The sequence below is a fragment of the Nocardioides pocheonensis genome, assembly GCF_003725535.1.
Lineage (GTDB): Bacteria > Actinomycetota > Actinomycetes > Propionibacteriales > Nocardioidaceae > Marmoricola > Marmoricola pocheonensis.
Map to the genome: position 1 here is coordinate 52,399 of NZ_RJSF01000037.1, position 25,217 is coordinate 77,615.

The window sequence follows — 25,217 nt, forward strand, 5'->3', positions numbered from 1 at the left end:
GGTGGATCTTGCGATCGTGGTGACGGTCGTCGCCGTCGCCCTCGCGTTCGACTACACCAACGGCTTCCACGACGCGGCCAACGCGATCGCCACCTCGGTGTCCACCCGTGCGCTCACGCCGCGCCTGGCGCTGACGCTCGCGGCGATCATGAACTTCGTCGGCGCGCTCCTGGGTCAGCAGGTCGCCCACACGGTCAGCGACACGATCGCCGTACCGTCGGGCAACCACGGCCTGGTGATCGTCCTCGCCGCGCTGCTCGGCGCGATCACCTGGAACCTCATCACCTGGTACTTCGGGCTCCCCTCGTCGTCCTCGCACGCCCTCATCGGCGGGTTGGGCGGGGCTGCGCTGGCGGCGGGCGCCACGGTGCACTGGAAGACGATCCTGGACAAGGTCGTCATCCCGATGGTCCTGTCGCCGGTCGTCGGCTTCATTGCGGCGTTCCTGGTGATGCTGCTGATCATGTGGGTCTTCCGCCGCCGCAACCCGCACAAGGTGCAGCGGGGCTTCCGGCTGATGCAGACGGTGTCGGCCGCAGCGCTCGCGCTCGGTCACGGGCTCCAGGACGCCCAGAAGACGATGGGCGTGATCCTGCTGGCCGTGATTGCGGCCGGCTACTACCCGAGCACCCAGGAGAGCCTCCCGCTCTGGATCGTGATCAGCGCGGCGTCGGCGATCTCGCTCGGCACGTACGCCGGCGGCTGGCGGATCATGCGGACGCTCGGCCGCAAGATCATCGCGCTCGACCCCCCGCGCGGCTTCTCCGCCGAGTCGGTCGGCGCGGCCGTGCTCTACACGACGGCGTTCGTCTACCACGCGCCGATTTCCACGACCCACACGATCACCTCGGCGATCATGGGCGCCGGAGCCACGCGGCGCTTCTCCGCCGTGCGCTGGGGCGTCGCGCGGAGCATTGTCACCGCCTGGGTGCTCACCTTCCCGGCGGCCGGCCTGGTCGCCGCCGCGGTCTACATCGTCATGAAGTTCATCTTCCAGCTGCCCTGAGCCGGCCGGGCGCCGGCGTACGGCGGTCCCGGGGTGGTCCTCGCGCGCGTCGTACGGGGACGTGGGACTCCGCGTCGTACGGGGACGTGGGACTCCGCGTCGTACGGGGACATGCGAATGTCGCGCCCCGGTCACGTGGTGCGCACACCAGCCCCTTCCGCGACATTCGCATGTCCGGCTACGACGGGAGATGCCCCGCAGGCTCGCCACGGGGCTGTGGACGGCGCCAGCGGCGGCAGCGACCGATCGGCCACCCTCGGCGGGTGGACCTGATCAGCCACGTCACGCTGCTCGGCGGCGCGTGCACGAGAGCCGTGCTCGTCGAGCGCTGCGGGCGTGCCGCGGTCGATCGCGCGCTGCGTGCGGGCGTGCTGGTGCGGGTGGCGCGTGGGCGGTACGCCCTCCGCACCGCCAGTACGGCGGTCACGGCGGCCGCGACCCTCGGCGGGGTGGTCTCGATGAGGAGCGCCGCCCAACGACACGGGTGGGGGCAGAAGCTCGTGCCGGAGCGGCCGGACGTCACGTTCCCGCGCACCCGCCGGCTGCCGCTCGAGGCCCGGGAGCTGGTCGTGCCGCACTGGTCCGACATCGCCCCGGAGGACGTCGTCGAGGGGATGACCGGGGTGCGCCGGACCCTGGTCGACTGCATGAGGATGCTGCCGCTCGAGGAGTCGGTCCCGATCGTGGACAGCGCCCTCCGGGCGGGCGACGTGACCCACGAGGAGCTGAAGGCGATCGCTGCCGGCATGCGTGGGCGCGGACGCACCCGCGCGATCCTCGTGGCTGAGCGGGCGACCGCGCGGGCGGCCAACCCCTACGAGTCGACCCTCCGCGCGATCGCCTCGACGATCCCCGGGCTGGACGTGATGGCCCAGCACCCGGTCGAGGTGTCGCCTGACCTCGTCCTCCACCCCGATCTGGCCGATCCCGTCCTGGGGATCGTGATCGAGGCCGAGAGCTTCGAGTGGCACGGCCGGCGCGCCGCGCTCACGCGGGACTGCGTGCGCTACAACACCTTCGCCTGCCGCGGCTGGATCGTGGTGAGGTTCAGCTGGGAGCAGGTGATGTTCGACCCCGCCTACGTCGTGACCGTGCTGGTGGACGCCGTCGCGCTCGCACGGGGACATGCGAATGTCGCGCGTGGGTCGCCTGCGGCCGCCGCGTGACCCGACAGCGACATTTGCATGTCCGGCTACGCGGCGGCCACGCGGGGGCACGCCGGCTACGCGGCGCCTGCGCGGCGCCTGCGCGGCGGCACGCCGGGCACGCCGGGTACGCGGGGGGACGCGGCGTACGCCGGCCAGGGCGCCGACCCGCCGGCGCAGCACGCCGGCCGCCCCCGCTCAGCCGAAGCGGCCGGAGATGTAGGCCTCGGTGGCCTCTTCGTCCGGGACGCTGAAGATCTTCTTGGTCGGGTTCATCTCGATCAGGCGGCCCGGCTTGCCGGCGCCGGCCAGGTTGAAGAACGCCGTGTCCTCGGAGACCCGGGCGGCCTGCTGCATGTTGTGGGTGACGATCACGATCGTGTAGTCGGACTTGAGCTCGTGGATCAGGTCCTCGATCGCGGAGGTCGAGATCGGGTCGAGGGCCGAGCAGGGCTCGTCCATCAGCAGCACCTGCGGCTCGACGGCGATCGCCCGGGCGATGCACAGCCGCTGCTGCTGACCACCCGAGAGCCCCATGCCGGGCTTGTTGAGCCGGTCCTTGACCTCGTTCCAGAGGTTGGCGCCCTGCAGCGCCCGCTCGACCGTCGCGTCGGCGTCGGAGCGAGACAGCCGCTTGTTGTTCAGCCGCAGCCCGGCGAGGACGTTCTCGTAGATGCTCATCGTGGGGAACGGGTTCGGGCGCTGGAAGACCATGCCGACCATCCGGCGGACCTCCACCGGGTCGACCGCCGCGTCGTACAGCGACTGCCCGTCGACGCTGACCTTGCCCTCGACGCGGGCTCCCGGGATCACCTCGTGCATCCGGTTCAGCGTGCGCAGGAAGGTCGACTTGCCGCAGCCCGAGGGACCGATGAGGGCCGTCACGGAGCGTGCCGGGATGGTCATCGTGACACCCTCCACGGCGAGGAAGTCGCCGTAGTAGATGTTCAGGTCGGAGATGTCGATGCTCTTGGCCATGGTCTTCCCTCTCAACGCCCGCGCTTGGGGGCGAAGAACTTTCCGGCGAGGCGCGCGATCAGGTTCAGCGCCATCACGATGATGATCAGGATCAGGGCGGCTCCCCAGGCCATGCCCTTGAGGATCTCCGGGTTGGTGCCCGGCTGGGTGTAGCTGGAGTAGATGAACACCGGCAGGCTCGCCATCTGGCCGTTGAAGAGGTTGAAGTTCACAGAGTCCGTGCTGCCGCAGATGATCAGCAGCGGCGCCGTCTCGCCGATCACCCGGGCGATCGCGAGGGTCACTCCCGTGATGATGCCCGCCATCGCCGTCGGGAGCACGACCTTGACGATCGTGCGCCACTTCGGCACGCCCAGCGCGTACGACGCCTCGCGCAGGTCCGCGGGCACGAGCTTGAGCATCTCCTCGGCCGAGCGGACCACGATCGGGATCATCAGCAGGGAGAGCGCCACGCCGCCCCCGAGGCCGAGCTGCGTGCCCGGCCCGATGATCAGCGAGAAGAGCGCGTAGGCGAAGAGGCCGGCGACGATCGAGGGGATGCCGGTCATCACGTCCACCAGGAAGCGGATCCAGCCGGCGAGGCGGGACTGGCCGCCGTACTCCACGAGGTAGATCGCGCTGAGCAGCCCCACCGGCACGGAGATCACGGTCGCCGCCAGCGTGATCAGGAGCGTGCCGACGATGGCGTGGTAGATGCCGCCCGGCTCCCCGACCACGTTGCGCATCGACCAGGTGAGGAACCGGCCGTTCAGCTCGGCGGCACCCTCGGTGACCACCTTGAGCACGAGGGAGACGAGGGGGACGAGCGCGATGGTGAGCGCCACCCAGACCAGCGAGGTGACCAGCCGGTCGGTGGCCGCGCGGGCGTTCTCCACCGCGCGCGACCAGACGGTGAGACCGACGACGTGCAGCACCATCGCGAGCACGACGATGCCGGTCAGGCTCCAGCCGAGGGTCAGCCCCACCAGGGCGGCGGCCGCGGCGGCGAGCCCGACCACGAGCCAGGGCGCGTACGACGGCAGCCGCGGGTGCCGCAGCGGCACGTGCGCGTGCGTCTCGGGAGGCGTGGCGAGGTCGGTCATCGAGGACTCCCCGTCTCGTAGCGCGCGACGACCGAGCGTGCGCCGAAGTTCACGGCGAAGGTGATCACGAAGAGCACCAGGCCCGACGCGATCAGGGCGTTGCGCTGCACGCCGGTCGCGTCGGCGAAGGTGAGGGCGATGTTGGCCGCGATCGTCGACGGGTTGGTGTTCGAGATCAGGTCCCAGGTGACGATGCCGCTGGCGGAGAGCACCATCGCGACCGCCATGGTCTCGCCGAGCGCCCGGCCGAGGCCGAGCATCGCCGCGGAGACGATGCCGGAGCGGGCGTAGGGCAGCACGGCGAGCCGGATCATCTCCCAGCGGGTGGCGCCGAGCGCGAGGGCCGCCTCCTCGTTGAGGCGCGGCGTCTGGACGAAGATCTCCCGCGAGATCGCGGTGATGATCGGCAGCACCATGATCGCGAGCACGATCGAGGCGGTCATGATCGTCCGGCCGGTGTTCGACGCGGGACCGGAGAAGAACGGGATGAAGCCGAGGTGATCGGCCAGCCACTGGTAGACCGGGACCAGACGGGGCCCGAGGAAGCCGATGCCCCAGAGGCCGTAGACGACCGAGGGCACCGCCGCCAGGAGGTCGACGAGGTAGCCGATCACGATCGACACGCTGCGCGGTGCGTAGTGGGAGACCGAGAGCGCGACGCCGATCGCGAGGGGGAGCGCGATCAGCAGCGCGATGACGGCGGCGAGCAGGGTGCCGAAGACCAGCGGGGCGACGTACCCGAGGAAGTTCGCGTGGCCCTTGAGGTCCGCGGGTCCCGCGGTGAGGCCCGGGATGCCCTGGATCGTGAGGAACAGCGCGACGCCGGCCAGCGTGACCAGGATGGTCAGGCCGGCCGCTCGCGTGAGGTTCGCGAAGACCAGATCGCCCAAGCGGCGCTTGGGCGATCCGGTCTCCGTCGGTGTGGTGCTCACGGGGTGGGTGTCCCCCGACTCACTTGGCCGAGATCGAGTCGATGATCGTCTCGGCCTTCTGCTGCAGCGAGCTGGGGAGCGGGGCGGAGCCGGCGTTCTTGGCCGCGTCCTGCTGGCCCTGCGTGCTGACGATGTACTTCAGCAGGCCCTTGACGAGGTCGGCCTTGGCGCCGGAGTACGTCGGGCAGGCGATCAGGTACGACGTCAGCATCAGCGGGTAGGCACCGGCCTCGGTCGTGGTGCGGTCCACCTTGACGGCGAGGTCGCCCTTGGTGCGGGTGTCGTCGACCGGCGAGACCTCGAGGGCCTTGGCAGCGCCGTCGGCGGACGGGGCGACGTACGCGTCGCCGACCTTGATGGCGGCGACCGAGAGGTCCCCGACCTGGCTCTCGTCGGCGTAGCCGATGCTGCCGGCGCCGGACTTCACCGCGGCGATCACGCCGGAGGTGCCGTTGGCGGCCTCACCGGACGAGATCGGCCACACCTTGTCGGCCGGGTGCGGCCAGCCGCCCTCGGCGGCCTGGGCGAGGTAGTCGGTGAAGTTCTTCGTGGTGCCCGACTCGTCGGACCGGTGCACCGGCGTGATCGCGGTGCTCGGCAGCTTCGCGTCGGGGTTCTCGGCCTTGATCGCGGCGTCGTCCCACTTGGTGATCTTGCCGTCGAAGATCTCGCCGACGGTCTTGGCCGACAGGTTCAGCTTGTCGACGCCGTCGAGGTTGTAGACGACCGCGATCGGGCTGACGTAGTCGGGGACCTCGAGCGCGTTGGCGCCGCAGCGCTTCTTGGCTGCGTCGACCTCGCCCTTGGTGGGGTCGAGCGCGGCGTCGGAGCCGGCGAAGTCGATCGCGCCGGCGTTGAACTGCTCGACGCCGGCACCGGAGCCGGAGGGGTCGTAGTTGACGGTCACGCCGGAGTTGGCCTTCTGGAAGCCGGCGCGCCAGGCGTCCATGGCCGCCTCCTGCGCGCTGGAGCCGGCACCCTTCAACGTGCCGCTGAGGCCGCTGCCGGACGTGCTGCCGGACTCGTTGCCGGCGCCACAGGCGGTCAGCGCGAGGCCCAGGGCAAGCGCGGCAGCGCCAGGGGCGGCGATGCGGCGGAGGGCAGTGCGGTTCACTTCGATCTCCTGTTGTCTTAAGCGACTGGACATCCCCGAAGGTAGGAATCCGAAGTGACGCGCCCGCCCTCCACGGGTGAACGTGAGGTGAACGGCTGCCGCCATTTGCGCCTGATTCAGGCGTGGTGAGACACGCGTCACGGGCGAGGCGGCCCTCAGTACGCCGTGTGCCGCTCCACCGCGACGATCCGGCCCTTGCGGTGGTGGCAGACCACCATCTCGCCGGGGGCCAGCGGCTCCTCATCGATGCCGAGTGCGGTGAGGATCTCCGGCAGCACGGGGCGATGGCTGCACAGGACGGCGCTCTCCTTGCCCGACAGCAGGTCGGCCAGCACTGCGCGTACCGATGTGGGCGTCCACTCCTCCTCGTTGAGCCCTGCCTCGGCCTCGACGGGCAGCACGTGGTCGTCGGCGTACGGCTGCACGGTCTGGCGGCAGCGGGCGCTGTCGGAGGAGACGACCCGGGTGACGCCGTACGCCGAGAGCAGCGGGATCAGCTTCTCGGCATCGCGCCCGCCGGGTCCGGTGAGCGGGCGGTCGGCGTCGTCGCCGGCCCAGTCGTCGCGCTTGCGCGCCTTGGCGTGGCGCAGCACCACGAGTGCGCTGGTGCGCTTCGGGTGCTTCGCAGCCTGCTCGAGGAGCGCGACGTCGTCGGCGTAGGTCAGCATCCGGCGGGCCTTGTCGAGGCCGACCCAGGCGACCTGGTCGATCTCGGAGTTCGCGGCGTACCCGGACACGTCGGGGTCGCCGAGCACCCACCCGGTCCAGTAGTGCACGTGCTTGGCCCGGCCGCCCGAGACCAGGTACAGCTGGCGGGGCAGCGGCCGGCCGAGGCGGATCTCCACGCCGGTCTCCTCGACCACCTCGCGCACCGCCGTCACCGCCACGTGCTCACCGGGGTCCTGCTTGCCCTTCGGCCAGGCCCAGTCGTCGTACTTGGGTCGGTGGACGAGCAGCACCTCGCCGCCGTTGGTGCGGCGGAGCACGACCGCTCCGGCGGCGACGACGTCGGGACCGGCGGCGGTGTCGGACGCGCCCGAGTCAGTGGACCCCATGCGGCTAGTCTCTCGGGCAGCCGAGCAATTGGGAAAGCAGACATGGGCAGAGGTCGTCGCCGGATCGCGGTCGTCGCGGTCGTGGTGGTGGTCGCGTGCGTGCTCGGGTTCGTCGGGTTCCGCACCGTCTGGCGCGACACCCACCGCACCGACTTCAGCAGGGCGCTCGACGTCGTCCCACGCTCCACCCTGCGCCTGGCGTTCACCGACTGGTCCGCCGTACGCCAGAAGCTCGGTGTGCCCGACCAGGCGCACCCGTCCGACGCGACGATCCAGAAGCTGACCAGCAAGGCCTACGACAGCGACCTCTCGGCGGCCTCGAGCATCGACGAGTCGACCGCGGCGCTGCAGAAGAACTTCGGGTTCTCCCCGGCCACCGCCCAGTGGGAGGCCTACGCGCAGTCGCGCGCGGGCGCCACCATGGTGCTGCGCATGCCCGACGGGTTCGACATGAGCAACGTGACCGGCCACCTCGACGACCTCGGCTTCACCCGGCCCAGCAAGGCCGCCGGCGTGTGGAAGGGCGGCGTCGACCTGGTCGCGGCCATAGACCCCACGATCACGCCCGAGCTCCAGTACGTCGCGGTGCTGGCCGACCGCCACCTCATCGTCACCAGCGACGAGGAGTCCTACGCCCAGGAGGCCGCGGCGACCGCCCTGGGCGACCGCTCCTCGCTCGGCGACGTCGGGTCGACCCGCGCGCTGGTCGACAAGCTCGACGAGCCGGCCGCCGCGATGGTGTGGTCACGCGACTTCGCGTGCAGCGACCTCGCCATGTCGCAGGCCGACCAGGACGGCCAGGACCAGGCGGAGTCGCTGGTCAACGAGGCGGGCGGGGTGTCACCGCTGAACGGTCTGGTGATGGCGCTGGCGCCCGACCGCGGGCTCACCGTGGCCGAGCTGTTCGAGAGCTCGAGCCAGGCCAAGCAGAACCTTCGTCCGCGGGCCCGGCTGGCCGTCGGGGACGCGCCGGGTCGCGGCGGGAGCTTCAGCGACGACCTGAAGCTGACCGTCTCGCGCACCGACGGTGCGGCGGTGATCCTCCGGCTGCAGCCCAAGGAGCGCACCGGCTACGTGCTCTCGGCTCTCGACAACGGACCGGTCCTGTTCGCGACCTGCTGAGGTCCGGCGTCAGCGGCCGCTGTCGAGTGCGTCCTCGACCTCGGCCTCGAGCTCGGCCTCGACCGCGCGCTGCCGCCGCGGGACGACGGCACCCTCGCTCGAGTCGTCCTCGAGCGAGCGGTACCAGTAGCGCAGCGTGTCCGGCAGTGGCCTGACCGCCTTCGCGGGGTTGCCCCGGTAGAAGGTCTGCTCGGCGCTGAGCCGGGTGTTCACCACGGAGCCGGCAGAGACGATGCCCCGCCGCGGCACGCTGGTGCCGTTCTGCAGGATGCAGCCCGACATCACCGCGGCCTGCTCGCCGAGGAAGACGGGCGCCACGGACCAGCGGTCGCGCACCAGGTCGAGGCTGTGGGTCAGGACCTGCGTGCCGAATCCGGCGATGCGGGCCTGGTCGGCGAGCTCGACGCGGTCGGAGCAGTCGATCTCGTGGTTGACCGTGATCATCGCCCACTTGCCCATGATCAGCGCCGGGTGCCGGTCGGGGAAGCTGGTGAACAGCGCCGGAGCCCCGGGCGGGCAGGCGATCCAGTTGCGCGTGGCGATGTTGGCCCCGACGTCCATCCGGAGCTCGTCGAGGCCGCGGATCACGTTGAACGACCCGATGCTCGCGCGCGGACCGAGGGTGACCTTGCGGGCGAGGATGATGCTGCGGCCGATGTGCGCAGTGGGGTGCACGTCCCACCCGAGCAGCCACCGGCCGAGGTGGCGACGGAGACGCCCGGGAGCCAGCGCGACCAGCAGCGCCAAGACGGACCTCATGCTCAAACCCCTGGCTGTCGACGGCGAGAACGCCCGGAGTCTAGCCCTGCGCTCTCGCGGCCGTGGACGTTCCGCAGTGTGGTCCTCGGGCCACGCCTATCCTTGGCGGCGTCCCGCCCGAACGACCCACGGAGTCACGCCATGGCCAGCGCCCGCACCCGCGCCGAGCAGGTGATCCGGACCTTCCTCCAGCGAGCCGACAAGGACGCCGAGGTCGGCCTGGACGTCCCGATCTTCGGAGAGGGGCTCGGGCTCGACTCGCTGGAGACGGCCGAGCTGTCCGCCACGCTCGAGGACGAGATCGGCTCCGACCCGTTCAGCGCCGGGCTGATGCCCGAGACGATCCGCGAGATCCTCGACTTCTACGGCGAGACCGACCCGGTCGCGTCCTGAGCCGTCCCGGTCGGGCGCCTACTTCGCGCGCCGGCGGCTGTGCAGCGAGATCAGCGACTCCTGAAGGTCGACCATCGGGGCGTCGTCCGGCGACGTGCTGCGGGTCCACGTGCCGTCGGCGGCGAGCTCCCACGCCGACGTGTGCGGGTCGAACGCCAGGTCGAGCAACCGGGTGACCTGGTCGACCGACTGCTCCGTGGGGAGCTTGACGAGCACCTCGACCCGGCGGTCGAGGTTGCGGTGCATCATGTCCGAGGAGCCGATGTGCACGCTCGGCGTACCGGCGTTGGCGAACCAGTAGATCCGGCTGTGCTCGAGGAACCGGCCGAGGATCGAGCGCACGTGGATGTTCTCCGACAGCCCCGGTACGCCGGGCCGCACGGCGCAGATCGCCCGGATCAGCAGGTCGATCCGCACGCCTGCCTGTGACGCCCGGTAGAGCTCGTCGATGACGGCCTCGTCGACGATGGAGTTGGCCTTGATCCGGATGCCGGACGGCAAACCTGCCTGGTGGTTGGCCACCTCGGCGCGGATCTGCTCGACCAGACCGCTGCGCACCGAGTCGGGCGCGACCATCAGCTGGTCGTAGGACGGGTTGCGCGAGAAGCCGGAGAGGTTGTTGAACAGGTGGGCGACGTCCTCGCCGATCGCGTCGTTGGTGGTGAGCAGGCCCAGGTCCTCGTAGAGGCGCGCGGTCTTCGGGTTGTAGTTGCCGGTGCCGATGTGGGTGTAGCGCCGGATGCCGTCGGGCTCGTCGCGGACCACCATCGCCAGCTTGCAGTGGGTCTTCAGCCCGACCAGGCCGTAGACGACGTGGCAGCCGGCCTGCTCGAGCTTGCGCGCCCAGCGGATGTTGGCCTCCTCGTCGAAGCGGGCCTTGATCTCGACGATCACCAGCACCTGCTTGCCGGCCTCGGCGGCGTCGACGAGGGCGTCGATGATCGGGGAGTCACCGGACGTGCGGTAGAGGGTCTGCTTGATCGCGAGCACGTGCGGGTCCGCGGCGGCCTGCTCCAGGAACCGCTGCACCGACGTGCTGAAGGAGTCGTAGGGGTGGTGCAGCAGCACGTCGGAGCGGCCCAGGGCCTTGAACACGTCGACCGGTGACGCGGACTCGACCGGGGCGAGCGACGGGTGGGTCGCGGCGAGGAACGGCGGGTACTTGAGGTCCTGGCGGTCCAGGTCGGCGATGTCGTGCAGGCCGCGCAGGTCCAGCGGCCCCGGCAGCCGGAACACCTCGGCCTCGCTGATCCCGAGCTCGGAGACCAGCAGGTCGAGCACGTGCTCGTCGATCGACTCCTCGACCTCGAGCCGCACGGGCGGCCCGAAGCGACGGCGGAGGAGCTCCTTCTCGAGGGCCTTGAGGAGGTTCTCGGCGTCGTCCTCCTCCACCTCGAGGTCCTCGTTGCGGGTGACCCGGAAGGTGTGCACGTTGAGCACGTCCATGCCGGGGAAGAGCCGCTTGAGGTGCTCGCCGATGACGTCCTCCAGCGGCACGAACCGCTGGTTGCCCAGGGGGACGAACCGGCTGAAGATCGGCGGGACCTTCACCCGGGCGAAGTGCTCCTTGCCCGTCTTCGGGTTGCGCACGAGCACGGCGAGGTTGAGCGAGAGACCGGAGATGTAGGGGAAGGGGTGCGCCGGGTCGACGGCGAGCGGCGTGAGCACCGGGAACACCCGGTCCTTGAAGACCTTCTTCGCGGCCCGCTGCTCGTCCTTGTTCAGCGACTCCCAGCGGACGATCTCGATGCTCTCCTCGCACAGCGCGGGGATGATCCGGTCGCGGAAGACGCGGGCGTGCCGGGTGGCGAGGTCGGCGGTCTTCTCCAGGATCTGCTGGAGCACCTCGCGCGGCATCAGGCCGGAGGCGGCCTTCACGGCGACCCCTGCGGCGATGCGGCGCTTCAGGCCGGCGACCCGCACCATGTAGAACTCGTCGAGGTTGCTCGCGAAGATCGCCAGGAAGCGCACCCGCTCGAGCAGCGGCAGCGTGTCGTCCTCGGCGAGCTCCAGCACACGCTGGTTCAGCCGCAACCAGGACAGCTCGCGGTCGAGGAAGCGGTCGGGGAAGAGGGCGTCCAACTCGTCGGTGTCGGGCAGGTACGGCGGGTCGACGTCGAAGGCGTCCGCGACGACGCGGAGGCCGGCGTCCAGGGGGCCCTCCTCGGTGCTGGCGCCGACCGTCGACGGGAACGATTCGCTGGCCATGTGAGCAGTCTGACAGGGTCGGTTGAACAACAGGTGACGTAAGTTCTCGACCATGTCCCTTGCCCCCACCAGCGCCGCACCCCCGACCCGCGCGATGGCCGCCCACGCTGCGCGCACCGCGGTGGAGACGGCGCTCGCGCGCGCCGCGATGGTGCTCCCCGAGCGGGCGCAGCGCGCGCTCCTGCGCCGGCCGGTCGTCCTGGACGGCCAGCGGCTCTCCACGGAGATGCAGATGATGCTGGCCCTGCAGCGGCTCGCGCGGCAGCCGGAGCTCGGTGTGCTGCCCCTGCCGCAGTCCCGCGAGGTGGTCGTGCGCCAGGGGCGCATGGTCGCCGGCCGGCAGCCGATCGGCGCGCTGCGCGAGCTCACCGTCGACGGGGCCGGCGGCCCGCTCGCCGCCCGGCTCTACATCCCCTCGTCGCGCCTCGGCGCCGACCCGGTGCCGACCCTGCTGTTCCTCCACGGCGGCGGCATGTGCCTGGGCGATCTGGACAGCCACGACGGTGCGTGCCGGCACCTGGCCGAGCGCTCCGGTGTCCAGGTCCTGTCGGTGGACTACCCGCTGGCGCCCGAGCACCCGTTCCCGGCTCCGGTGGAGGAGTGCTTCGCGGCGTACCGGTGGCTGGTGGAGAACGCGCACGCGGTCAACGCCGATCCGGAGCGGCTCGCCGTCGGCGGTGACTCCGCCGGCGGCTACCTCGCCGCCACCACCGCGATCCGCGCGGCCGAGGCCGGCCTGCCGATGGCCTTCCAGCTCCTGGTCTACCCCTGCACGGACTTCGTGAACCGGTCGCGCAGCAAGGAGCTGTTCGACGGCGGCGGCTTCTACCTCAGCCGTGAGGGCATGGACCGGCTGACGGACTGGTACTTCGCGGACCCGGCGACGCGCGCCGACCCGCTCGGCTCGGTGCTGCTGCGCGACGCCTTCCCCGAGGGGCTGGCCCCCGCGCACGTCGTGACGGCCGGGTTCGACCCGCTGCGCGACGAGGGCGAGGCGTACGCCGACCTGCTCGCCGCCCACGGTGTGCCGGTCACCCGGAAGCGCTACCCGTCGATGATCCACGGCTTCTTCAACGTCGTCGGCGTCGGGCGCGAGGCCCGAGCGCACAGCGCCGAGATCGCCGGCGTGCTGGGTCGCGCGCTGCCGTAGCAGAGGTCGGACCGCCCCACAACGGCCTTTCGGATCGCATTCGGACCGTATTTCGGTCGCCTGGTCCCCGCACGAACTGGACATACGGAGTAAACGCGCCGACCTTCGGTGTTTCCCCCATTTGACGGCGCGATCGGCACTAGGTTCGCGGGCGATACACACACTCACAAGTGATCCAAGGGGGATCCATGAAGTCAGTTATGTCCCGATCGGCTCTCGGCCGTCGGGTAATCCCGGGAACTGTGCTCGCGCTTGCCGGCGCCGCGCTGAGCCTCGGCGTCGCCGCACCGGCGAACGCACTCGCAGGCCACGACCTTGAAGGCACGGTGACCGGCGTCGGCGGCGCTCCCGTGAACGACGTCTGCGTGGACGCGTACGACGCGGCCGACGGCAGCTACCTCGGAGAGTCGTGCACGGGCGTCGACGGCGCCTACTCCTTCGACGGGCTCGGCGCCACGGCCAACCAGGTGAAGCTGTTCTACTACGACGACAGCAGCTTCAGCTACGCCGGTGACACCCAGTACGTCTCCACGTGGGTCGGCTCGAAGTTCAAGCCGAATGCCACCGTGCTCACCTACACGCCGGCCGGGGACACGGTCGTCAACATCTCGGCGACCCCGGACGCGATCATCAGCGGCACGCTGGCCGCGGCCGACGGGCACGCGCTGACCGGCTCCTACTGGTTCGACGTCGTGGACTCGGACGGCTACTGGCCCAACTACTCCATCGCCCGTGACGGCATCAACTTCAAGATCGCGGTCGAGCCCGGCACGTACCGAGTCGGCGGCTACGGGTACGACAACCCGGCGACCGGTGACGACATCAACTACCTCGAGAAGTGGTGGGTCGACAGCGACTCGATGTTCACCGCCACGCCGGTGACGGTGACGGCAGCGGGTGTCGGCGGGATCAACTTCCGGCTGACCGACCAGCTCGCCGCCCGTCAGGCGCCGTCGATCAGCGGCTTCGCCGCGGTGGGTCGTCCGCTGGTTGCCTCGCCCGGCACCTGGGCGCGCAGCGCGGGCACCGAGTTCAGCTACCAGTGGAAGCGTGGCACGACCGTGGTCGGCACCGGTGCGATGTACACGCCGACGGCTGCGGACTTCGGTCAGCGCCTGAACGTCGTGGTGCGTGCCGTGAACGGCACCAACGCCGGTGAGGCCGCCTCCGCCGCGACCGACCCGGTTCGCTGGCCGTCCGACGCCAGGGGCCGGGCCAAGGCGCTCGCCGGTCACAAGGCGCGGTTCGCGGTCAAGATCGTCTCGGCGAAGCAGTCCCCGGTGCGCGGCAAGGTCGTCGTGCTCCGTGGCACCAAGGTGGTCCACAAGGCGGTCAAGCTCGTCAAGGGCAAGGCCGTGATCATCGTGAAGGGTCAGCCGAAGGGCAAGCAGACCTACACGGTGCTCTACAAGGGCAACAGCCTCCTCGCGAAGTCGGCGAAGAACTTCACGGTTCGGATCCACTGACACCGGGCTGACAGCCCGACAGACAACGAGCGGCCTCCGGGAAGTCCCGGGGGCCGCTTCGTCGTCCCGGATGGATCAGTGCGTGGCGCCGCGGTACTGCACCTCGGTGCGCACGGTGGTGAACCCTTGCCCCTCGTAGACCGCGATCGCGGGATCGTTGTCGCCGTCCACGTAGAGGATCACCTCGTCGACGCCGCGGGTCGCCAGGTGGCGCAGGCCGACGTTGGTGAGCAGGGTGCCGAGGCCGCGGCCGGCGGCCTTGGGGTTGGTCGCGACGACGTACACCTCGCCGTACGGCGGGCGCTCGTCGCGGTGCACCTTGGTCCAGTGGAAGCCGAGCACCTGCATCTCGGGGTCGGCCGCGAGCTCGAGGTCGGTCTCCTCGTCGGGCACCGCGAGGAACAGCCCGTCCGGGTCGAACCAGGGCTCGCCGACCCGCTCCTGGAAGTCCTCGTGGGTCATGTGCCCCTGCTCCGGGTGGTGGGCGAACGCCGCCGCGTTGACCTCCAGGAGGGCCTGCTCGTCGGACGGCAGGAACGTCCGGATCCGTACGCCGGGAGGCACGACCGCCTTGCCCAGGGGCAGTGACGTCGGCCGGCTCATGATCCGCAGCTCCCGCTCGCGCGGGATGCCGAAGCGCTCGGCGATCCGCGCGGCGCCCGGGTGGTCGGCGTGCGACCAGGCCTCGACCCGGTCGGTCGCGGCGAGCGCCCGCCGGGCCAGCTCGGTGCCGACGCCCTGCCCGCGCGCGTCCGGGTGCACGGCGAGGTCGAGGATCTGCCCGTGCAGCAGGGCGAAGCCGCCGGCGCCCAGCCAGAGCGAGGCGTCGCGGAGCCCGCGGTACTTCAGCTGCAGGCAGGCCTGCTCGTTCAGCGTGATCACGCCGTCCGCCTCGTCGCACGCCTCGGCGATCCGCCGGACCTCGGCCGCCGGGCCGTCCGTCGGGGAGGCCGCGAAGGCCTCGGGGGTGACCTGCTGGATCTCGGCCTCGATCTGCGACATGCACAGCAGGGTAGGGGATCCGCGGGTACAGTCACGCCGCGTGAGCCGCCTGCCTCCGACGCTGCAGCCGATCTGGCCGCTGGCCAAGAGGCTGCACCGGCTGGCGTCGCTGCTGCTGGGCCTCGTGGGCCGCCGCACCTCGGTGGTCTGGGGCGACCGCCGGCTGCCGCGCACCGCGGGCGCGAACTCGGCCGCGACCGCGGCGGCCGAGCCGGAGGCGGTGCGGCTGCACCCCGGCCCGCAGGGGGAGACGATGCGGCGGAGCATGCCCGACGGCGACCCGCCCGGGCACTGGACCTTCCGGCACGCGACCCGGGCGGACCTCCCCCAGCAGTTCACCCTGGAGATCCGCGAGGGCGTGGTGGTCGGCGACTACGGCGCGATCATCACCCCGGGGAACCGTCTCGACCAGGAGACCAGCGAGTACTTCGGCATCGACGGCTGGCGCGAGCACCCGATCTTCCTGCGCCCGCGGCTGCCGCGGATCGAGGACGTGAGCGGCAGCCTGGCCGTCCTGGCCACGCGCGGGGGCAGCAACAACTACTACCACTTCCTGCTCGACGTGCTGCCCCGGCTGGCGGTGCTCGACGCCTGCGTACCGGACGCCAAGCCGGACGCCCTCTACCTGCCGACCGCGACCCGCTACCAGCAGGAGCTGCTGGCCCTCCTCGGCCTGGACACCGCCACGGTCGTGGAGACCCGGAAGCACCGGGCGGTGCGGGCGGAGACGTTGCTGGTGCCCTCGCTGCCCAACCCCGACGAGCTCGCGCCGGGCTGGCTGGTGGCCTGGCTGCGCGAGCGGCTGCCGGCGATCGACACCACCGACAAGCCGCGGCGGATCTTCGTCACGCGGGGGGACCGTCCGCACACCCGCCGGCTCGAGAGCGAGCCGGCGCTCTGGCCGCAGCTGGAGGCTCGCGGCTTCGCGCGGATCGACCCGGGCACGATGAGCGTCCGCGACCAGATCGACCACTTCGCCGCGGCCGAGACGATCATCGGGGTCCACGGGGCCGCGCTGACCAACCTGGTGTTCGCGCGCCCGGGCGTCCGGGTGCTCGAGCTGTTCGCGCCGGCGTACCTCAAGCACTGCTTCTGGTCGATCACGCAGAGCATCCCCGGCGCCGAGTACCGCTACCTCGTCGGCGACGGCGACCCGGTGCCGGAGGGCGGCTGGATGAAGGGCGTGCAGGACGACATCGCGATCGCACCGCAGCGGGTGCTCGACCAGCTGCCCTGGCTGCTCGGCTGAGCGCCGGTCAGAGCGAGGCGTCCTCGCGGTCGCGCACCTGGTCCTTGGGCGGCAGCACGAACCGGTAGCCGACGTTGCGGACCGTGCCGATCAGCGACTCGTTCTCCGGGCCGAGCTTGGCCCGGAGCCGGCGTACGTGCACGTCGACGGTGCGGGTGCCGCCGAAGTAGTCGTAGCCCCACACCTCCTGCAGCAGCTGCTCGCGGGTGAACACGCGACCGGGGTGCTGGACGAGGTACTTGAGCAGCTCGAACTCCTTGAAGGTGAGGTCGAGCACCCGGCGACCCAGCTTCGCGGTGTACGTCGCCTCGTCCACGACCACCTCGCCGCCGCGGATGATGTGCGCCTCGGGGTCGTTCGGGTCCTTGGCGGCGTCGAGGCGGCCGACGGCGATGCGCAGGCGCGCGTCGATCTCAGCGGGGCCGGCGTCGTCGAGGATCACGTCGTCCATGCCCCAGTCGGCGGCGACGACGGCCAGGCCGCCCTCGGTGACGATCAGCAGGACGGGCTGGTCGGAGCCGGTGGTCCGGATCAGCCGGCACAGGTCGCGCGCGTGGGCGAGCTCGCGCCGGCCGTCGATGAGCACCAGGTCGGAGGCCGGTGCCTCGAGCAGCGCGCTCCCCTCGGCGGGGAGGATCTTCACCTGGTGGGGCAGCAGGGCGAGTCCGGGCAGCACGTCGGCCGAGGGCTGCGTCGTGCTCGTCAGCAAGAGCAGGGTGCTCAAGAGGGAACACCTCCTCCGGGCGGGCGTCTGCGATGAGGCAGGATATCGGAGATGAGCGCGCTCACACCGCAGACCGACTCAACAGCCGGACAAGTCCGGTTGCGGTACTGGGCGTCCGCGCGCGCGGCGGCCGGTGTCGAGGAGGACCTGGTGGACGTCGCGGGACCGGTCTCGCTGGCGGACCTGCGCGACCGCGCCTGCGATCTGCACGCCGGATCGGCCCGCTTCTCAGCCGTGGTCAGCACCTGCTCGGTGCTCGTGGACGACCGGCCGGTGGCCTCGAAGGACCCGGGCGAGGTGCTCGTCGAGCCGGGCCAGACAGTGGAGTTCCTGCCGCCGTTCGCGGGCGGATGAGCGCTCGCGCTCGTCGAGCCCGGCGGAATGTTCCGGCCGGCGTGAGGTTGAACCAGTCATGAGCAGCGGTGGCTACGTCCTCCTCGTCGCGGTGCTGGCCGCGCTCGCGTTCGGGGTCTACCGCGCGATGGTCGACGGCCGGTTCCGCGGCACGCACCGCATCCGCGGCGCGGTCGAGGCGGAGCGCGAGATGTCCGCGGACGTCACCTCGGTGCTCGCGGGCACTCCGTGGTCGGAGCAGCTCGGCGAGCGCGCGACGTTCCTGCAGTTCTCCTCGGCGTTCTGCGCGCCGTGCCGGGCCACCCGGCGGATCCTCGAGGACGTCGTCGCGGAGACGCCGGGAGTGGCCCACGTCGAGGTCGACGCCGAGCACCACCTCGAGCTGGTCCGCCGCCTCGGCGTCCTCCGTACGCCGACCACCCTGGTGCTCGACGGTGCCGGCGTCGAGGTGACCCGCGCCGCGGGTGCGCCGACGAAGGCCCAGGTGCAGGCGGCGATCGCGGCGCTCACCGGCTGAGGATCAGGCGCCCGGGTCCTTCTGCACGAAGATCATCAGCGTCGGCTCCAGGGCCGGCGGGGTGAGCCGCCCGAGGAACGCGGCCGCCCGCCAGGCGACCTTCGACTGGCCGAAGTAGGTCGGCTCCGAGGTGTGGCCGTAGACCACGACCTTGCTGGGCGCGGGGAACAGCCGGCGCAGCTGGCGACGCGTGTTCATGTGGTACTCGACCGGGAAGACGTCCTCGTCCTTGCGGCCCGGCTGGAGCCGGTGGAGGAACCGCGTGTGCAGCTTGTTCGGCACGGCCCGGGCGCCGAGCCCGATCATGCCCCACTTGTTCGGGGTGCGGGCGGCGAGCCAGCCGCCCGGCTTGAGCACCCGCAGGATCTCCGCGGCGACCCCGGGCGCGTCGGCCGCACTGACGTGCTCGAGCACGTAGTCGGCCAGCACCAGGTCGAAGGAGGCGTCCGGGTAGGGGATCGGGTCACCGGGCGCGACCACCTTCGCCTCGGCGAGCGCAGCGTTCTTCAGGACCGCGTCGTCGACGTCGATCCCGACGACGCGGGCGACCCGCTCGTGGAACGCGCGGAGGTTGCGGGAGTACTCGGCCAGCGGCTCGGTCATCCAGAGCCCCCGCCCGGCGCCGAAGTCGAGGACGGTGCTCGAGGGATCGAGGAGCGCGTTCACGCGCGTGTAGAACTCGACGAACCCGTCATAGCGGGTGAATCCGCCGACCGTGGACTCCGGGTAGAGGTCGCGGAGGGTCTCGCTCGGCCGGAAGGGATCAGTCGGCATGGCCGCCTCTCGTGGGTCCCAGGCTCTCGTCAGGGTGGCGCGATCATAGCCACCACCGAGGGCCGGGATCTCGGATATGGTCACGCCCTGATCGCACCTCCCGCGTTGCACCCGCAGGAAAGGCACGACAACGATGGCTCCCACGCTCGGCGACCTGGCTTCGCGTCTGCGACTCGCGCTCTACCTGCGGCTTCCCGACCGGCCGGTCCGCCGGCGTGTGCGGGGCATCGAGATGCTGCTGCCGCGTCGACACGCGCTCCCGCACTTCACCCGCGGCAGCTCGCCGTACGCCGTCAACCTCGTCGAGCTCGCCCGACTGATCGCGGAGGCCGAGGACGGGCTGTGCCTGCTCGACATCGGCGCCAACGTCGGCGACTCCGCCCTGCTCGTGCTCGACAAGACCCACGCGGACGTGGTCTGCGTGGAGCCCGACCCGCAGTGGATCGACTACCTCGAGCACAACGTCGGGGCGCTGCCACACGTCGCGGTCGAGCCCTCCGTGCTGGTCGGTCCCGAGGACGCCGGAGCCTCGATGGAGCTGGTGCACGAGTCGGTGGGCACCAGTCACGTGCAGCGCAGCACCGACGGCTCGGGACTGCCGTCCCTGACCACCGACGAGCTGCTCGCGAAGTACCCCCAGCTGGCCGACGTGCGGCTGGTGAAGTCCGACACCGACGGGTACGACGTGCAGCTGGTCCCCGCACTTGCCCGCACGTTCCTGCCGTCGAAGCCGGTGCTGTTCTTCGAGTTCGACCCGCGACCCACCGCGGTCGCCACCCCCGAGCTCGAGCCGAACGACATCTGGGACGTGCTGGTCGACCTCGGCTACGAGCACGCCCTCGTGTGGGACAACGGCGGCCGTCTCATCGGACCCGCCGCGACGGCCGAGCTCCGGGAGAAGAGCGCGGTCCTCGACCTGCCGGAGAAGGAGCGCGGCTACGGGTTCTGGGACGTCGCGGTGGCGCACCGCGACGACGCGGTCGGACGCAAGGTCCTCGACCAGCTCTCAGTCTGAGGGGTAGCCGAGCCGCTCGGCCAGACCGGGCGCGATCGCCTCGAGTGCGGCGTGGTGCTCGGGCTTGAAGACGTCGCGGAAGGTCTTCCGGTCGACCCGGTAGTGCGACTCCGACCCGGCCTCGCGCTGAGCCAGGTCGCGCGCCTGCAGGGCCTCGCGGGACACGTCGTGCAGGACGGTCTCGAGCTCGTCGGGCGAGAGGCTGACCCCGCAGTGCTTGAGCATCAGGGCCACCCAGTGCCGCGGATCGGCGTTCACGTCCTCGAGCCGGAAGCTGGCGACGTCGGGGTCGTCGACGTCGACCCACGTCTCGATCTCGCGCAGTCGCGGAGCGGCGTCCTCGATCAGCAGCAGCAGGCCCTCGTCGAAGGGGAGCGCGCGGATCTCGTCGCGCACCCGCTCCACCTCGGCGAGGTGGGTCGGCCGGTGCGTCTTCACGGCCGAGTAGTAGCCGGACACGACGAGGTCACGCGGGTCGCGGAACATGTAGACGACCCGCCGGGGCCGCAACCGCGGGATCTCGAGGAACTCGTCGTAGCCGGCGTAGATGCCCGGGACGAAGGTGCCCGCGGGGAACCGCTTGTGCGGGGTCTGCTGGTAGTCCAGCTGGGGCAGGGTGAACAGGCCGGTGTGCGAGCGCACGACGGGGTGGTCGAACAGCGCCTTCATCCACTGGCTGCCGGCCTTGGGCGAGGAGGCGGCGAAGATGTTGCCGATCTCGGGGACCCGGCCGGTGAGCTGGAGGCCGCGGCCGCGCGCTGCGGCGTACGCGTGCACGCCGCGCTTGACCGCCGTGCGTGCGGGATTCCACTGCACGGCCTGCGTTGCCCATTCCCGCGCTCGGGCGCTTGGTGCCGCTGACATGGTGATGACTCCTCTGCTCGAGCGTGCGCGCACGGTCCTTGCTTGAGGTCAACGAGGAGTCGGCCGTTCGGCTACCCTACGAGGTCGAAGATCCTCATGCCGAGCGGAGCGTCTTGAGCCAGAGCAAGCAGTCTGCGGGGCGCCGGCTGAGCACGATCACGATCGACCAGGCAATCGCCGGAGCGTCGAACGTGCTGATCGCGATCCTCGCCGCACGCGCCCTCGGCGTCGCGGCGTTCGGCCTTTTCGGCATCGTCTTCATCGTCTACGTCACGGCCCAGGGTGCCTCCCGCGCGTTGATCGGCGAGCCCCTGCTGGTGCACCCCGCCGAGGCCGAGGAGCGACCCGGTGACGCGATCGGCACCGGGGCCGTGCTGGGTGTCTCGCTCGGTGGCGTGGTCGCCCTCGCCGGAGCGGTCGCGCACGTGTGGGACGGGCGGCTCGGCAACGCGCTGCTGGTGCTGGCCGTCTGCCTGCCCTTCCTGGTGCTGCAGGACCTCGGTCGCTACCTCGGCTTCGCGACCCACCGGCCGTCGTACTCCCTCGTGCTCGACCTGGTCTGGCTCGTGCTCGTGGTCGTCGCGGTCGGGGTGCTGTCGGTGACCGACCGCTCCACGCTCACCTGGTTCATCGCCGTGTGGGGCGGGTCCGGCGCCCTGGCCGGCCTGCTGGTCCTGCCGCAGCACCGGATCACCCGGTTGCGCTTCTCGCTGTCGTGGCTGCGCGAGACCTGGGCCTACTCCTGGCGCTACCTGGTGTCGTTCACCGCGACCCAGGGTGCGGCGCTGGTGACCTCCATCGGCGTCGGCGCGGTCGCGGGCGCCCGTGCCCTCGGCGCCGTGCGCGGCGCGATCCTGCTGACCCGGCCGGTCGGGATGGTCCAGGCCGCGTCGATCGCCGCGGGCACCGCCGAGATCTCGCGGCTCGAGCCGGGCAGCCCGCAGGTACGCCGGCACGTCAACCGGACCACCGCCCTCACCACGGGTCTCGCCCTGGCCAACATGGTCGTGCTGCTGTTCCTCCCCGACGTGCTCGGGCGCCTCGTCCTCGGCGCCACCTGGGAGCCCACGCAGCGACTGCTGCTGCCGGCCACCGTGCAGATCGTGATGCTCGGCCTGATCTGCGGCACCCGCGCGGGCCTGACCGGCATGCGCGCGGTCCGCAAGACCGTGCGGATCGACGTGGCCAGCACGGTGATCATCAGCGCCTCGACCGTGACCGGCGCGGTGATCGACGGCGCGCTCGGTGCCTACTGGGCGCTGGTGGTCGGCCAGGCGGTCTGCGCGGTGATCTGGTGGAGCGTGTACCTCACCCACGACCCGCACTCGGAACCTCAGGCGCGGACGCGCGTTGTCCCCGACGGGGCCGCGGCCTCCGCCGAGCCCGCCACCGAGGGTTCCGAACCCGCCGAAAGGAACTGACCGCGTCGATGAAGATCCTGCTCCTCCACCTCTGGCACGCGCTGCTGCGGATCCGCAACGTGGTCGTCGGCGAGAACCAGGCCACCTACAACCGGCTCAAGCGGGCCGGCCGGATCAGCGTGGGCGCCCACACCTACGGCATCCCGATCCTCAAGGACTACGTGTACGACGAGACCAAGCTGATCGTCGGCAAGTACTCCGCGCTGTCGGAGACCTCGATCGTGATGCTCGGCGGCGAGCACGCCATGGACCGCGTGACCACCTGGCCGCACCGGATCGTGTGGCGGATGGAGGGTGCCGGGCAGGACGGCATCCCGGTGCACACCGGCGACACCGTGATCGGCAACGACGTGTGGCTGACCCAGCGCACGTTCGTGCGCAGCGGTGTCCACATCGGTGACGGCGCCGTGATCGCAGCGGGAGCCGTCGTGACGAAGGACGTCCCGCCGTACGCCATCGTGGCGGGCAACCCCGCCAAGGTGATCCGCTTCCGGCACACCGAGGAGCAGCGCGCCGCGCTGCTCGAGATCAAGTGGTGGGACTGGTCCGACGAGCAGGTGCGTGCGGCCGTGCCGTTGCTGGCCGGCTCGGACATCGACGCGTTCATCGCCTACGCACGCGAGAAGCAGGCGGCCGGCGAGGTGCCGGTGTTCAGCACCGAGCCCACCGGGCCCGGGTACGCCGAGCGTCAGGCGGACTTGCGCCAGTAGGCACCGAACGGGTCGATCTGCACGATCTCGTCGGTGATCCCGTGCTGGTCGCGGTAGTCGTGCACCGCCTGGCCGGCCTGCGAGGAGTGGCTGCCGAAGTCGTCGATGATGCAGAACCCGCCGGGCGACAGCTTCGGGTACAACGCCTCGATCGCCTGGATCGTCGACTCGTACATGTCACCGTCGAGCCGCATCAGGGAGAGCCGCTCGATCGGCGCGGTCGGGAGGGTGTCCTTGAACCACCCGACGAGGAACTCGACGTTCTCGTCCAGCAGGCCGTAGCGCTCGAAGTTCCGCCGGACCTGCTCGGCTCCCACGGCGAGGCCGGTCTGGGTGTGCAGCCGGTCGCCCGCGTCCGCCGGGAACTCGGTGGCGTTCGGCTTGGGCAGCCCCTGGAAGGAGTCGGCCAGCCACACCTTGCGGGTGTGGTCGCCCCAGGCCCGGAGGTTCGCCTTCATGAAGATGCACGCACCGCCGCGCCACACACCGGTCTCGATCAGGTCGCCGGGCACCTCGTCGGCGACGATGGCCGCGATGCACTCCTGGATGTTGGTCATCCGGCGCAGGCCGATCATCGACTCGGCGCGCGACGGCCAGTCCAGGCCGTTCTCCCGGAGCTCGGCGTCGTAGGGCTTCTTGTAGGCGATCTCGAAGTTGAACCGTGACGCCAGCTGCCCGACCGAGCTCGCCACGCGACGCTTCAGCGTGGTCGCCCCCTGGGTGCGCACGCCGCCCAGGATGGAGTCGTTGTCCTCGGCCAGAGCCCCCGTCAGGCTGCGCTTCACGAGGTCGAGGTAGAGCCCGCGGAGCTCGTCGGTGGAAACGTCGATGGTGGTCACGCGGCCGAACGCTAGCAGCCGTCCGAGGCGGTTGCGGGCGCATCCAAATTTCGGTCCGGCCATGCTCTGGAAGCCACTCTCACCGGGGTCTACTCGTCGGTACCCTGTGCCAATGCCCGCGACCTCGACCCGCACGATCTACTTCACGATCCTGGCGCGCAACTACCTGGCCAAGGCCGTCGCTCTCGCGGACAGCCTGCGTCGGCACCACCCCGACGCCGAGCTCGTCGTCGTCTTCATCGACGTCCTGCGCGAGCAGGACCTGCCGTCCCTGCCCGACCTGCCGGGCGGCGTGCGCCTGGCCAGCACGGAGGTGCTGGGACTGCCCGAGCGGCAGGTGCTCCGGCTCGCCACCATCTACAACCTCGTCGAGTTCGCCACGGCGATCAAGCCGGTGCTCTTCCGCCGCTTCCTCGAGGAGGCCGAGCAGGCGGTCTACCTCGATCCGGACACCTACGTCACCTCGCCGATGGTCGAGCTGCCGGTCGACCTCGCGGCCACCGAGGGCGGCATCCTGCTCACCCCCCACTACCTGGCGCCGGTCGACGGCGAGGGCGAGCTCGGCGAGGGCCACCTGCTGCACGTGGGCTTCTACAACCTCGGCTTCTGCGCGGTCGACCGACGGGCGCGGGCGTTCCTCGACTGGTGGTGGGGCCACTTGGAGTGGGAGTGCCTGTGGGACCCGATGTCCGGACTGTTCGTGGACCAGAAGTGGGTGGACCTCGGGGCGGGGTACTTCGCCGCGGGCAACTGGCGGCACGCCGGCTACAACGTCAGCATCGCCAACCTGCACGAGCGGCCGGTCGCGTCGGACGACGAGGGCTACTACATCGCCTCGACCGGTGACCGGCTGCGGCTCTTCCACTTCCACGCCTTCGACACCAGCGCACCGACCGAGCTCTCCACCAGGTTCGCCTCGACCGCGCACCTGCGCACCGACAACGCGGCTCTGGACTCCCTGTGCGTCGAGTACGCCGAGGCGCTGATCAAGAACGAGCAGATGCTGCCCGAGGCGCCGCCGTACCCCTACTTCAACGACACGCGCGGCCGCCGCATCTCGCGCCAGCTGCGCCGGGCCTACCGGCTCGAGTCGGAGGGCGGAGCCGACCTTCCCTCGCCCTTCGTCGCCGCCGAGGCGGACGCCTTCGACGCCTGGCGCCGCCATGCCCGGCGCCTGATGGCCCGCGAGCTCGTGGGCGACGCGGCGAAGAGCTTCCGGCTGGCGCTGCCCGAGGAGTACACCCGCATGAAGGGGCGCTTCCCGGCGGTCGCGAACCGCGTGCGCTCGCGGTTCGTGCGCAGCTCCGGCATCTGGAGCTGAGCAGACCAGGGCCCGGA

Annotated in this window: 25 protein-coding genes; 13 read left to right on the forward strand and 12 right to left on the reverse strand. The window is 71.0% G+C overall.

Features of this window, described 5'->3' with window-relative positions:
* Position 1: 1 nt before the first annotated feature.
* Together EFL26_RS10005 and EFL26_RS10010 are read left to right on the forward strand one after the other, a co-directional pair.
* Positions 2–1,006: an inorganic phosphate transporter gene (locus EFL26_RS10005; RefSeq protein WP_123222756.1), complete on the forward strand. Its 1,005-nt coding sequence runs from the start codon at positions 2–4 to the stop codon at positions 1,004–1,006.
* 263 nt (positions 1,007–1,269) lie between these two features.
* A complete protein-coding gene (locus EFL26_RS10010) occupies positions 1,270–2,172 on the forward strand; it encodes a hypothetical protein (RefSeq protein WP_123222757.1) in 903 nt (300 codons plus the stop codon).
* 177 nt (positions 2,173–2,349) lie between these two features.
* On the opposite strand, the gene pstB is transcribed toward EFL26_RS10010, so the two are convergent.
* The 5 genes from pstB to EFL26_RS10035 all read right to left on the reverse strand — a co-directional run bounded on the left by pstB (position 2,350) and on the right by EFL26_RS10035 (position 7,312).
* A complete protein-coding gene (gene pstB, locus EFL26_RS10015; RefSeq protein ID WP_123222758.1) occupies positions 2,350–3,129 on the reverse strand; it encodes a phosphate ABC transporter ATP-binding protein PstB in 780 nt (259 codons plus the stop codon).
* An 11-nt stretch (positions 3,130–3,140) separates the two neighbouring features.
* Complete coding sequence (gene pstA, locus EFL26_RS10020) at positions 3,141–4,211, reverse strand: phosphate ABC transporter permease PstA (protein WP_123222759.1); 1,071 nt, start codon at positions 4,209–4,211, stop codon at positions 3,141–3,143.
* Positions 4,208–5,143, reverse strand: coding sequence for a phosphate ABC transporter permease subunit PstC (gene pstC, locus EFL26_RS10025; RefSeq protein ID WP_123222760.1), 936 nt, complete (start codon positions 5,141–5,143; stop codon positions 4,208–4,210). Before pstC ends, pstA begins: the two co-directional genes overlap by 4 nt.
* Before the next feature lie 19 nt (positions 5,144–5,162).
* Complete coding sequence (pstS, locus tag EFL26_RS10030; protein WP_123222761.1) at positions 5,163–6,257, reverse strand: phosphate ABC transporter substrate-binding protein PstS; 1,095 nt, start codon at positions 6,255–6,257, stop codon at positions 5,163–5,165.
* Positions 6,258–6,412: 155 nt separating this feature from the next.
* Positions 6,413–7,312 (reverse strand): NUDIX hydrolase, encoded by a 900-nt coding sequence (locus tag EFL26_RS10035; protein ID WP_123222762.1) that lies wholly within the window; start codon positions 7,310–7,312, stop codon positions 6,413–6,415.
* A gap of 42 nt (positions 7,313–7,354) precedes the next feature.
* Here EFL26_RS10035 and EFL26_RS10040 point away from each other — a divergent pair, with 42 nt between their 5' ends.
* Entirely contained in the window at positions 7,355–8,434 is a 1,080-nt protein-coding gene (locus EFL26_RS10040) for a hypothetical protein (protein ID WP_123222763.1), read from the forward strand.
* A 9-nt stretch (positions 8,435–8,443) separates the two neighbouring features.
* Here the strand turns inward: EFL26_RS10040 and EFL26_RS10045 are convergent, their stop codons facing one another.
* The gene (locus EFL26_RS10045) at positions 8,444–9,193 is read right to left on the reverse strand and encodes an acyltransferase (protein WP_148046676.1); all 750 of its coding nucleotides are present in this window, start codon (positions 9,191–9,193) and stop codon (positions 8,444–8,446) included.
* A gap of 141 nt (positions 9,194–9,334) precedes the next feature.
* Here EFL26_RS10045 and EFL26_RS10050 point away from each other — a divergent pair, with 141 nt between their 5' ends.
* Positions 9,335–9,586: a phosphopantetheine-binding protein gene (locus EFL26_RS10050; protein WP_123222765.1), complete on the forward strand. Its 252-nt coding sequence runs from the start codon at positions 9,335–9,337 to the stop codon at positions 9,584–9,586.
* Positions 9,587–9,604: 18 nt separating this feature from the next.
* Here EFL26_RS10050 and EFL26_RS10055 read toward each other — a convergent pair whose 3' ends face one another.
* Entirely contained in the window at positions 9,605–11,794 is a 2,190-nt protein-coding gene (locus EFL26_RS10055) for an RNA degradosome polyphosphate kinase (protein ID WP_123222766.1), read from the reverse strand.
* Between the two features lie 52 nt (positions 11,795–11,846).
* Here EFL26_RS10055 and EFL26_RS10060 point away from each other — a divergent pair, with 52 nt between their 5' ends.
* Together EFL26_RS10060 and EFL26_RS10065 are read left to right on the forward strand one after the other, a co-directional pair.
* Positions 11,847–12,944 (forward strand): alpha/beta hydrolase, encoded by a 1,098-nt coding sequence (locus EFL26_RS10060; protein WP_246000129.1) that lies wholly within the window; start codon positions 11,847–11,849, stop codon positions 12,942–12,944.
* Positions 12,945–13,132: 188 nt separating this feature from the next.
* Positions 13,133–14,410, forward strand: a complete 1,278-nt coding sequence (locus EFL26_RS10065; protein WP_183408130.1) for a PLP-dependent aminotransferase family protein — start codon at positions 13,133–13,135, stop codon at positions 14,408–14,410.
* A 75-nt stretch (positions 14,411–14,485) separates the two neighbouring features.
* On the opposite strand, the gene mshD is transcribed toward EFL26_RS10065, so the two are convergent.
* Positions 14,486–15,412, reverse strand: coding sequence for a mycothiol synthase (mshD, locus tag EFL26_RS10070; RefSeq protein WP_123222769.1), 927 nt, complete (start codon positions 15,410–15,412; stop codon positions 14,486–14,488).
* 40 nt (positions 15,413–15,452) lie between these two features.
* Here mshD and EFL26_RS10075 point away from each other — a divergent pair, with 40 nt between their 5' ends.
* Positions 15,453–16,661, forward strand: a complete 1,209-nt coding sequence (locus tag EFL26_RS10075) for a glycosyltransferase family 61 protein (RefSeq protein WP_123222770.1) — start codon at positions 15,453–15,455, stop codon at positions 16,659–16,661.
* Positions 16,662–16,668: 7 nt separating this feature from the next.
* On the opposite strand, the gene EFL26_RS10080 is transcribed toward EFL26_RS10075, so the two are convergent.
* Positions 16,669–17,385, reverse strand: coding sequence for a winged helix-turn-helix transcriptional regulator (locus tag EFL26_RS10080; RefSeq protein WP_123222771.1), 717 nt, complete (start codon positions 17,383–17,385; stop codon positions 16,669–16,671).
* A gap of 51 nt (positions 17,386–17,436) precedes the next feature.
* Between EFL26_RS10080 and EFL26_RS10085 the strand changes: the two genes are divergently transcribed.
* Together EFL26_RS10085 and EFL26_RS10090 are read left to right on the forward strand one after the other, a co-directional pair.
* Positions 17,437–17,739, forward strand: a complete 303-nt coding sequence (locus EFL26_RS10085) for a MoaD/ThiS family protein (protein ID WP_123222772.1) — start codon at positions 17,437–17,439, stop codon at positions 17,737–17,739.
* 58 nt (positions 17,740–17,797) lie between these two features.
* A complete protein-coding gene (locus EFL26_RS10090; RefSeq protein ID WP_123222773.1) occupies positions 17,798–18,256 on the forward strand; it encodes a TlpA family protein disulfide reductase in 459 nt (152 codons plus the stop codon).
* Between the two features lie 3 nt (positions 18,257–18,259).
* On the opposite strand, the gene EFL26_RS10095 is transcribed toward EFL26_RS10090, so the two are convergent.
* Complete coding sequence (locus tag EFL26_RS10095) at positions 18,260–19,030, reverse strand: class I SAM-dependent methyltransferase (protein ID WP_123222774.1); 771 nt, start codon at positions 19,028–19,030, stop codon at positions 18,260–18,262.
* 133 nt (positions 19,031–19,163) lie between these two features.
* Between EFL26_RS10095 and EFL26_RS10100 the strand changes: the two genes are divergently transcribed.
* Positions 19,164–20,045 (forward strand): FkbM family methyltransferase, encoded by an 882-nt coding sequence (locus EFL26_RS10100; RefSeq protein ID WP_123222775.1) that lies wholly within the window; start codon positions 19,164–19,166, stop codon positions 20,043–20,045.
* Here the strand turns inward: EFL26_RS10100 and EFL26_RS10105 are convergent.
* Positions 20,037–20,909 (reverse strand): sulfotransferase domain-containing protein, encoded by an 873-nt coding sequence (locus tag EFL26_RS10105; protein ID WP_123222776.1) that lies wholly within the window; start codon positions 20,907–20,909, stop codon positions 20,037–20,039. The two genes, EFL26_RS10100 and EFL26_RS10105, sit on opposite strands and share 9 nt — an antisense overlap.
* Before the next feature lie 113 nt (positions 20,910–21,022).
* On the opposite strand from EFL26_RS10105, the gene EFL26_RS10110 reads away from it, so the two are divergent.
* Positions 21,023–22,330: an oligosaccharide flippase family protein gene (locus EFL26_RS10110; protein ID WP_183408131.1), complete on the forward strand. Its 1,308-nt coding sequence runs from the start codon at positions 21,023–21,025 to the stop codon at positions 22,328–22,330.
* A gap of 8 nt (positions 22,331–22,338) precedes the next feature.
* Positions 22,339–23,040, forward strand: coding sequence for a CatB-related O-acetyltransferase (locus EFL26_RS24895; RefSeq protein WP_123222778.1), 702 nt, complete (start codon positions 22,339–22,341; stop codon positions 23,038–23,040).
* Here the strand turns inward: EFL26_RS24895 and EFL26_RS10120 are convergent.
* Positions 23,019–23,879 carry a TylF/MycF/NovP-related O-methyltransferase gene (locus EFL26_RS10120; RefSeq protein ID WP_221176924.1) on the reverse strand — a complete coding sequence of 287 codons (861 nt, stop codon included), beginning with the start codon at positions 23,877–23,879 and terminating at the stop codon, positions 23,019–23,021. The genes EFL26_RS24895 and EFL26_RS10120 overlap by 22 nt on opposite strands.
* 112 nt (positions 23,880–23,991) lie before the next feature.
* On the opposite strand from EFL26_RS10120, the gene EFL26_RS10125 reads away from it, so the two are divergent.
* Complete coding sequence (locus tag EFL26_RS10125) at positions 23,992–25,200, forward strand: hypothetical protein (protein WP_123222780.1); 1,209 nt, start codon at positions 23,992–23,994, stop codon at positions 25,198–25,200.
* The last annotated feature ends 17 nt before the right edge of the window (positions 25,201–25,217 follow it).

Excerpts from the sequence above, each read along its gene's own strand:
- pstB (WP_123222758.1), bottom strand. The coding sequence starts at position 3,129 with ATGGCCAAGAGCATCGACATCTCCGACCTGAACATCTACTACGGCGAC.
- pstA (WP_123222759.1), bottom strand. The coding sequence starts at position 4,211 with ATGACCGACCTCGCCACGCCTCCCGAGACGCACGCGCACGTGCCGCTG.
- EFL26_RS10035 (WP_123222762.1), bottom strand. The coding sequence starts at position 7,312 with ATGGGGTCCACTGACTCGGGCGCGTCCGACACCGCCGCCGGTCCCGAC.
- EFL26_RS10040 (WP_123222763.1), top strand. The coding sequence starts at position 7,355 with ATGGGCAGAGGTCGTCGCCGGATCGCGGTCGTCGCGGTCGTGGTGGTG.
- EFL26_RS10045 (WP_148046676.1), bottom strand. The coding sequence starts at position 9,193 with ATGAGGTCCGTCTTGGCGCTGCTGGTCGCGCTGGCTCCCGGGCGTCTC.
- EFL26_RS10050 (WP_123222765.1), top strand. The coding sequence starts at position 9,335 with ATGGCCAGCGCCCGCACCCGCGCCGAGCAGGTGATCCGGACCTTCCTC.
- EFL26_RS10055 (WP_123222766.1), bottom strand. The coding sequence starts at position 11,794 with ATGGCCAGCGAATCGTTCCCGTCGACGGTCGGCGCCAGCACCGAGGAG.
- EFL26_RS10060 (WP_246000129.1), top strand. The coding sequence starts at position 11,847 with ATGTCCCTTGCCCCCACCAGCGCCGCACCCCCGACCCGCGCGATGGCC.
- EFL26_RS10065 (WP_183408130.1), top strand. The coding sequence starts at position 13,133 with ATGAAGTCAGTTATGTCCCGATCGGCTCTCGGCCGTCGGGTAATCCCG.
- mshD (WP_123222769.1), bottom strand. The coding sequence starts at position 15,412 with ATGTCGCAGATCGAGGCCGAGATCCAGCAGGTCACCCCCGAGGCCTTC.
- EFL26_RS10085 (WP_123222772.1), top strand. The coding sequence starts at position 17,437 with ATGAGCGCGCTCACACCGCAGACCGACTCAACAGCCGGACAAGTCCGG.
- EFL26_RS10090 (WP_123222773.1), top strand. The coding sequence starts at position 17,798 with ATGAGCAGCGGTGGCTACGTCCTCCTCGTCGCGGTGCTGGCCGCGCTC.
- EFL26_RS10095 (WP_123222774.1), bottom strand. The coding sequence starts at position 19,030 with ATGCCGACTGATCCCTTCCGGCCGAGCGAGACCCTCCGCGACCTCTAC.
- EFL26_RS10100 (WP_123222775.1), top strand. The coding sequence starts at position 19,164 with ATGGCTCCCACGCTCGGCGACCTGGCTTCGCGTCTGCGACTCGCGCTC.
- EFL26_RS10105 (WP_123222776.1), bottom strand. The coding sequence starts at position 20,909 with ATGTCAGCGGCACCAAGCGCCCGAGCGCGGGAATGGGCAACGCAGGCC.
- EFL26_RS24895 (WP_123222778.1), top strand. The coding sequence starts at position 22,339 with ATGAAGATCCTGCTCCTCCACCTCTGGCACGCGCTGCTGCGGATCCGC.
- EFL26_RS10125 (WP_123222780.1), top strand. The coding sequence starts at position 23,992 with ATGCCCGCGACCTCGACCCGCACGATCTACTTCACGATCCTGGCGCGC.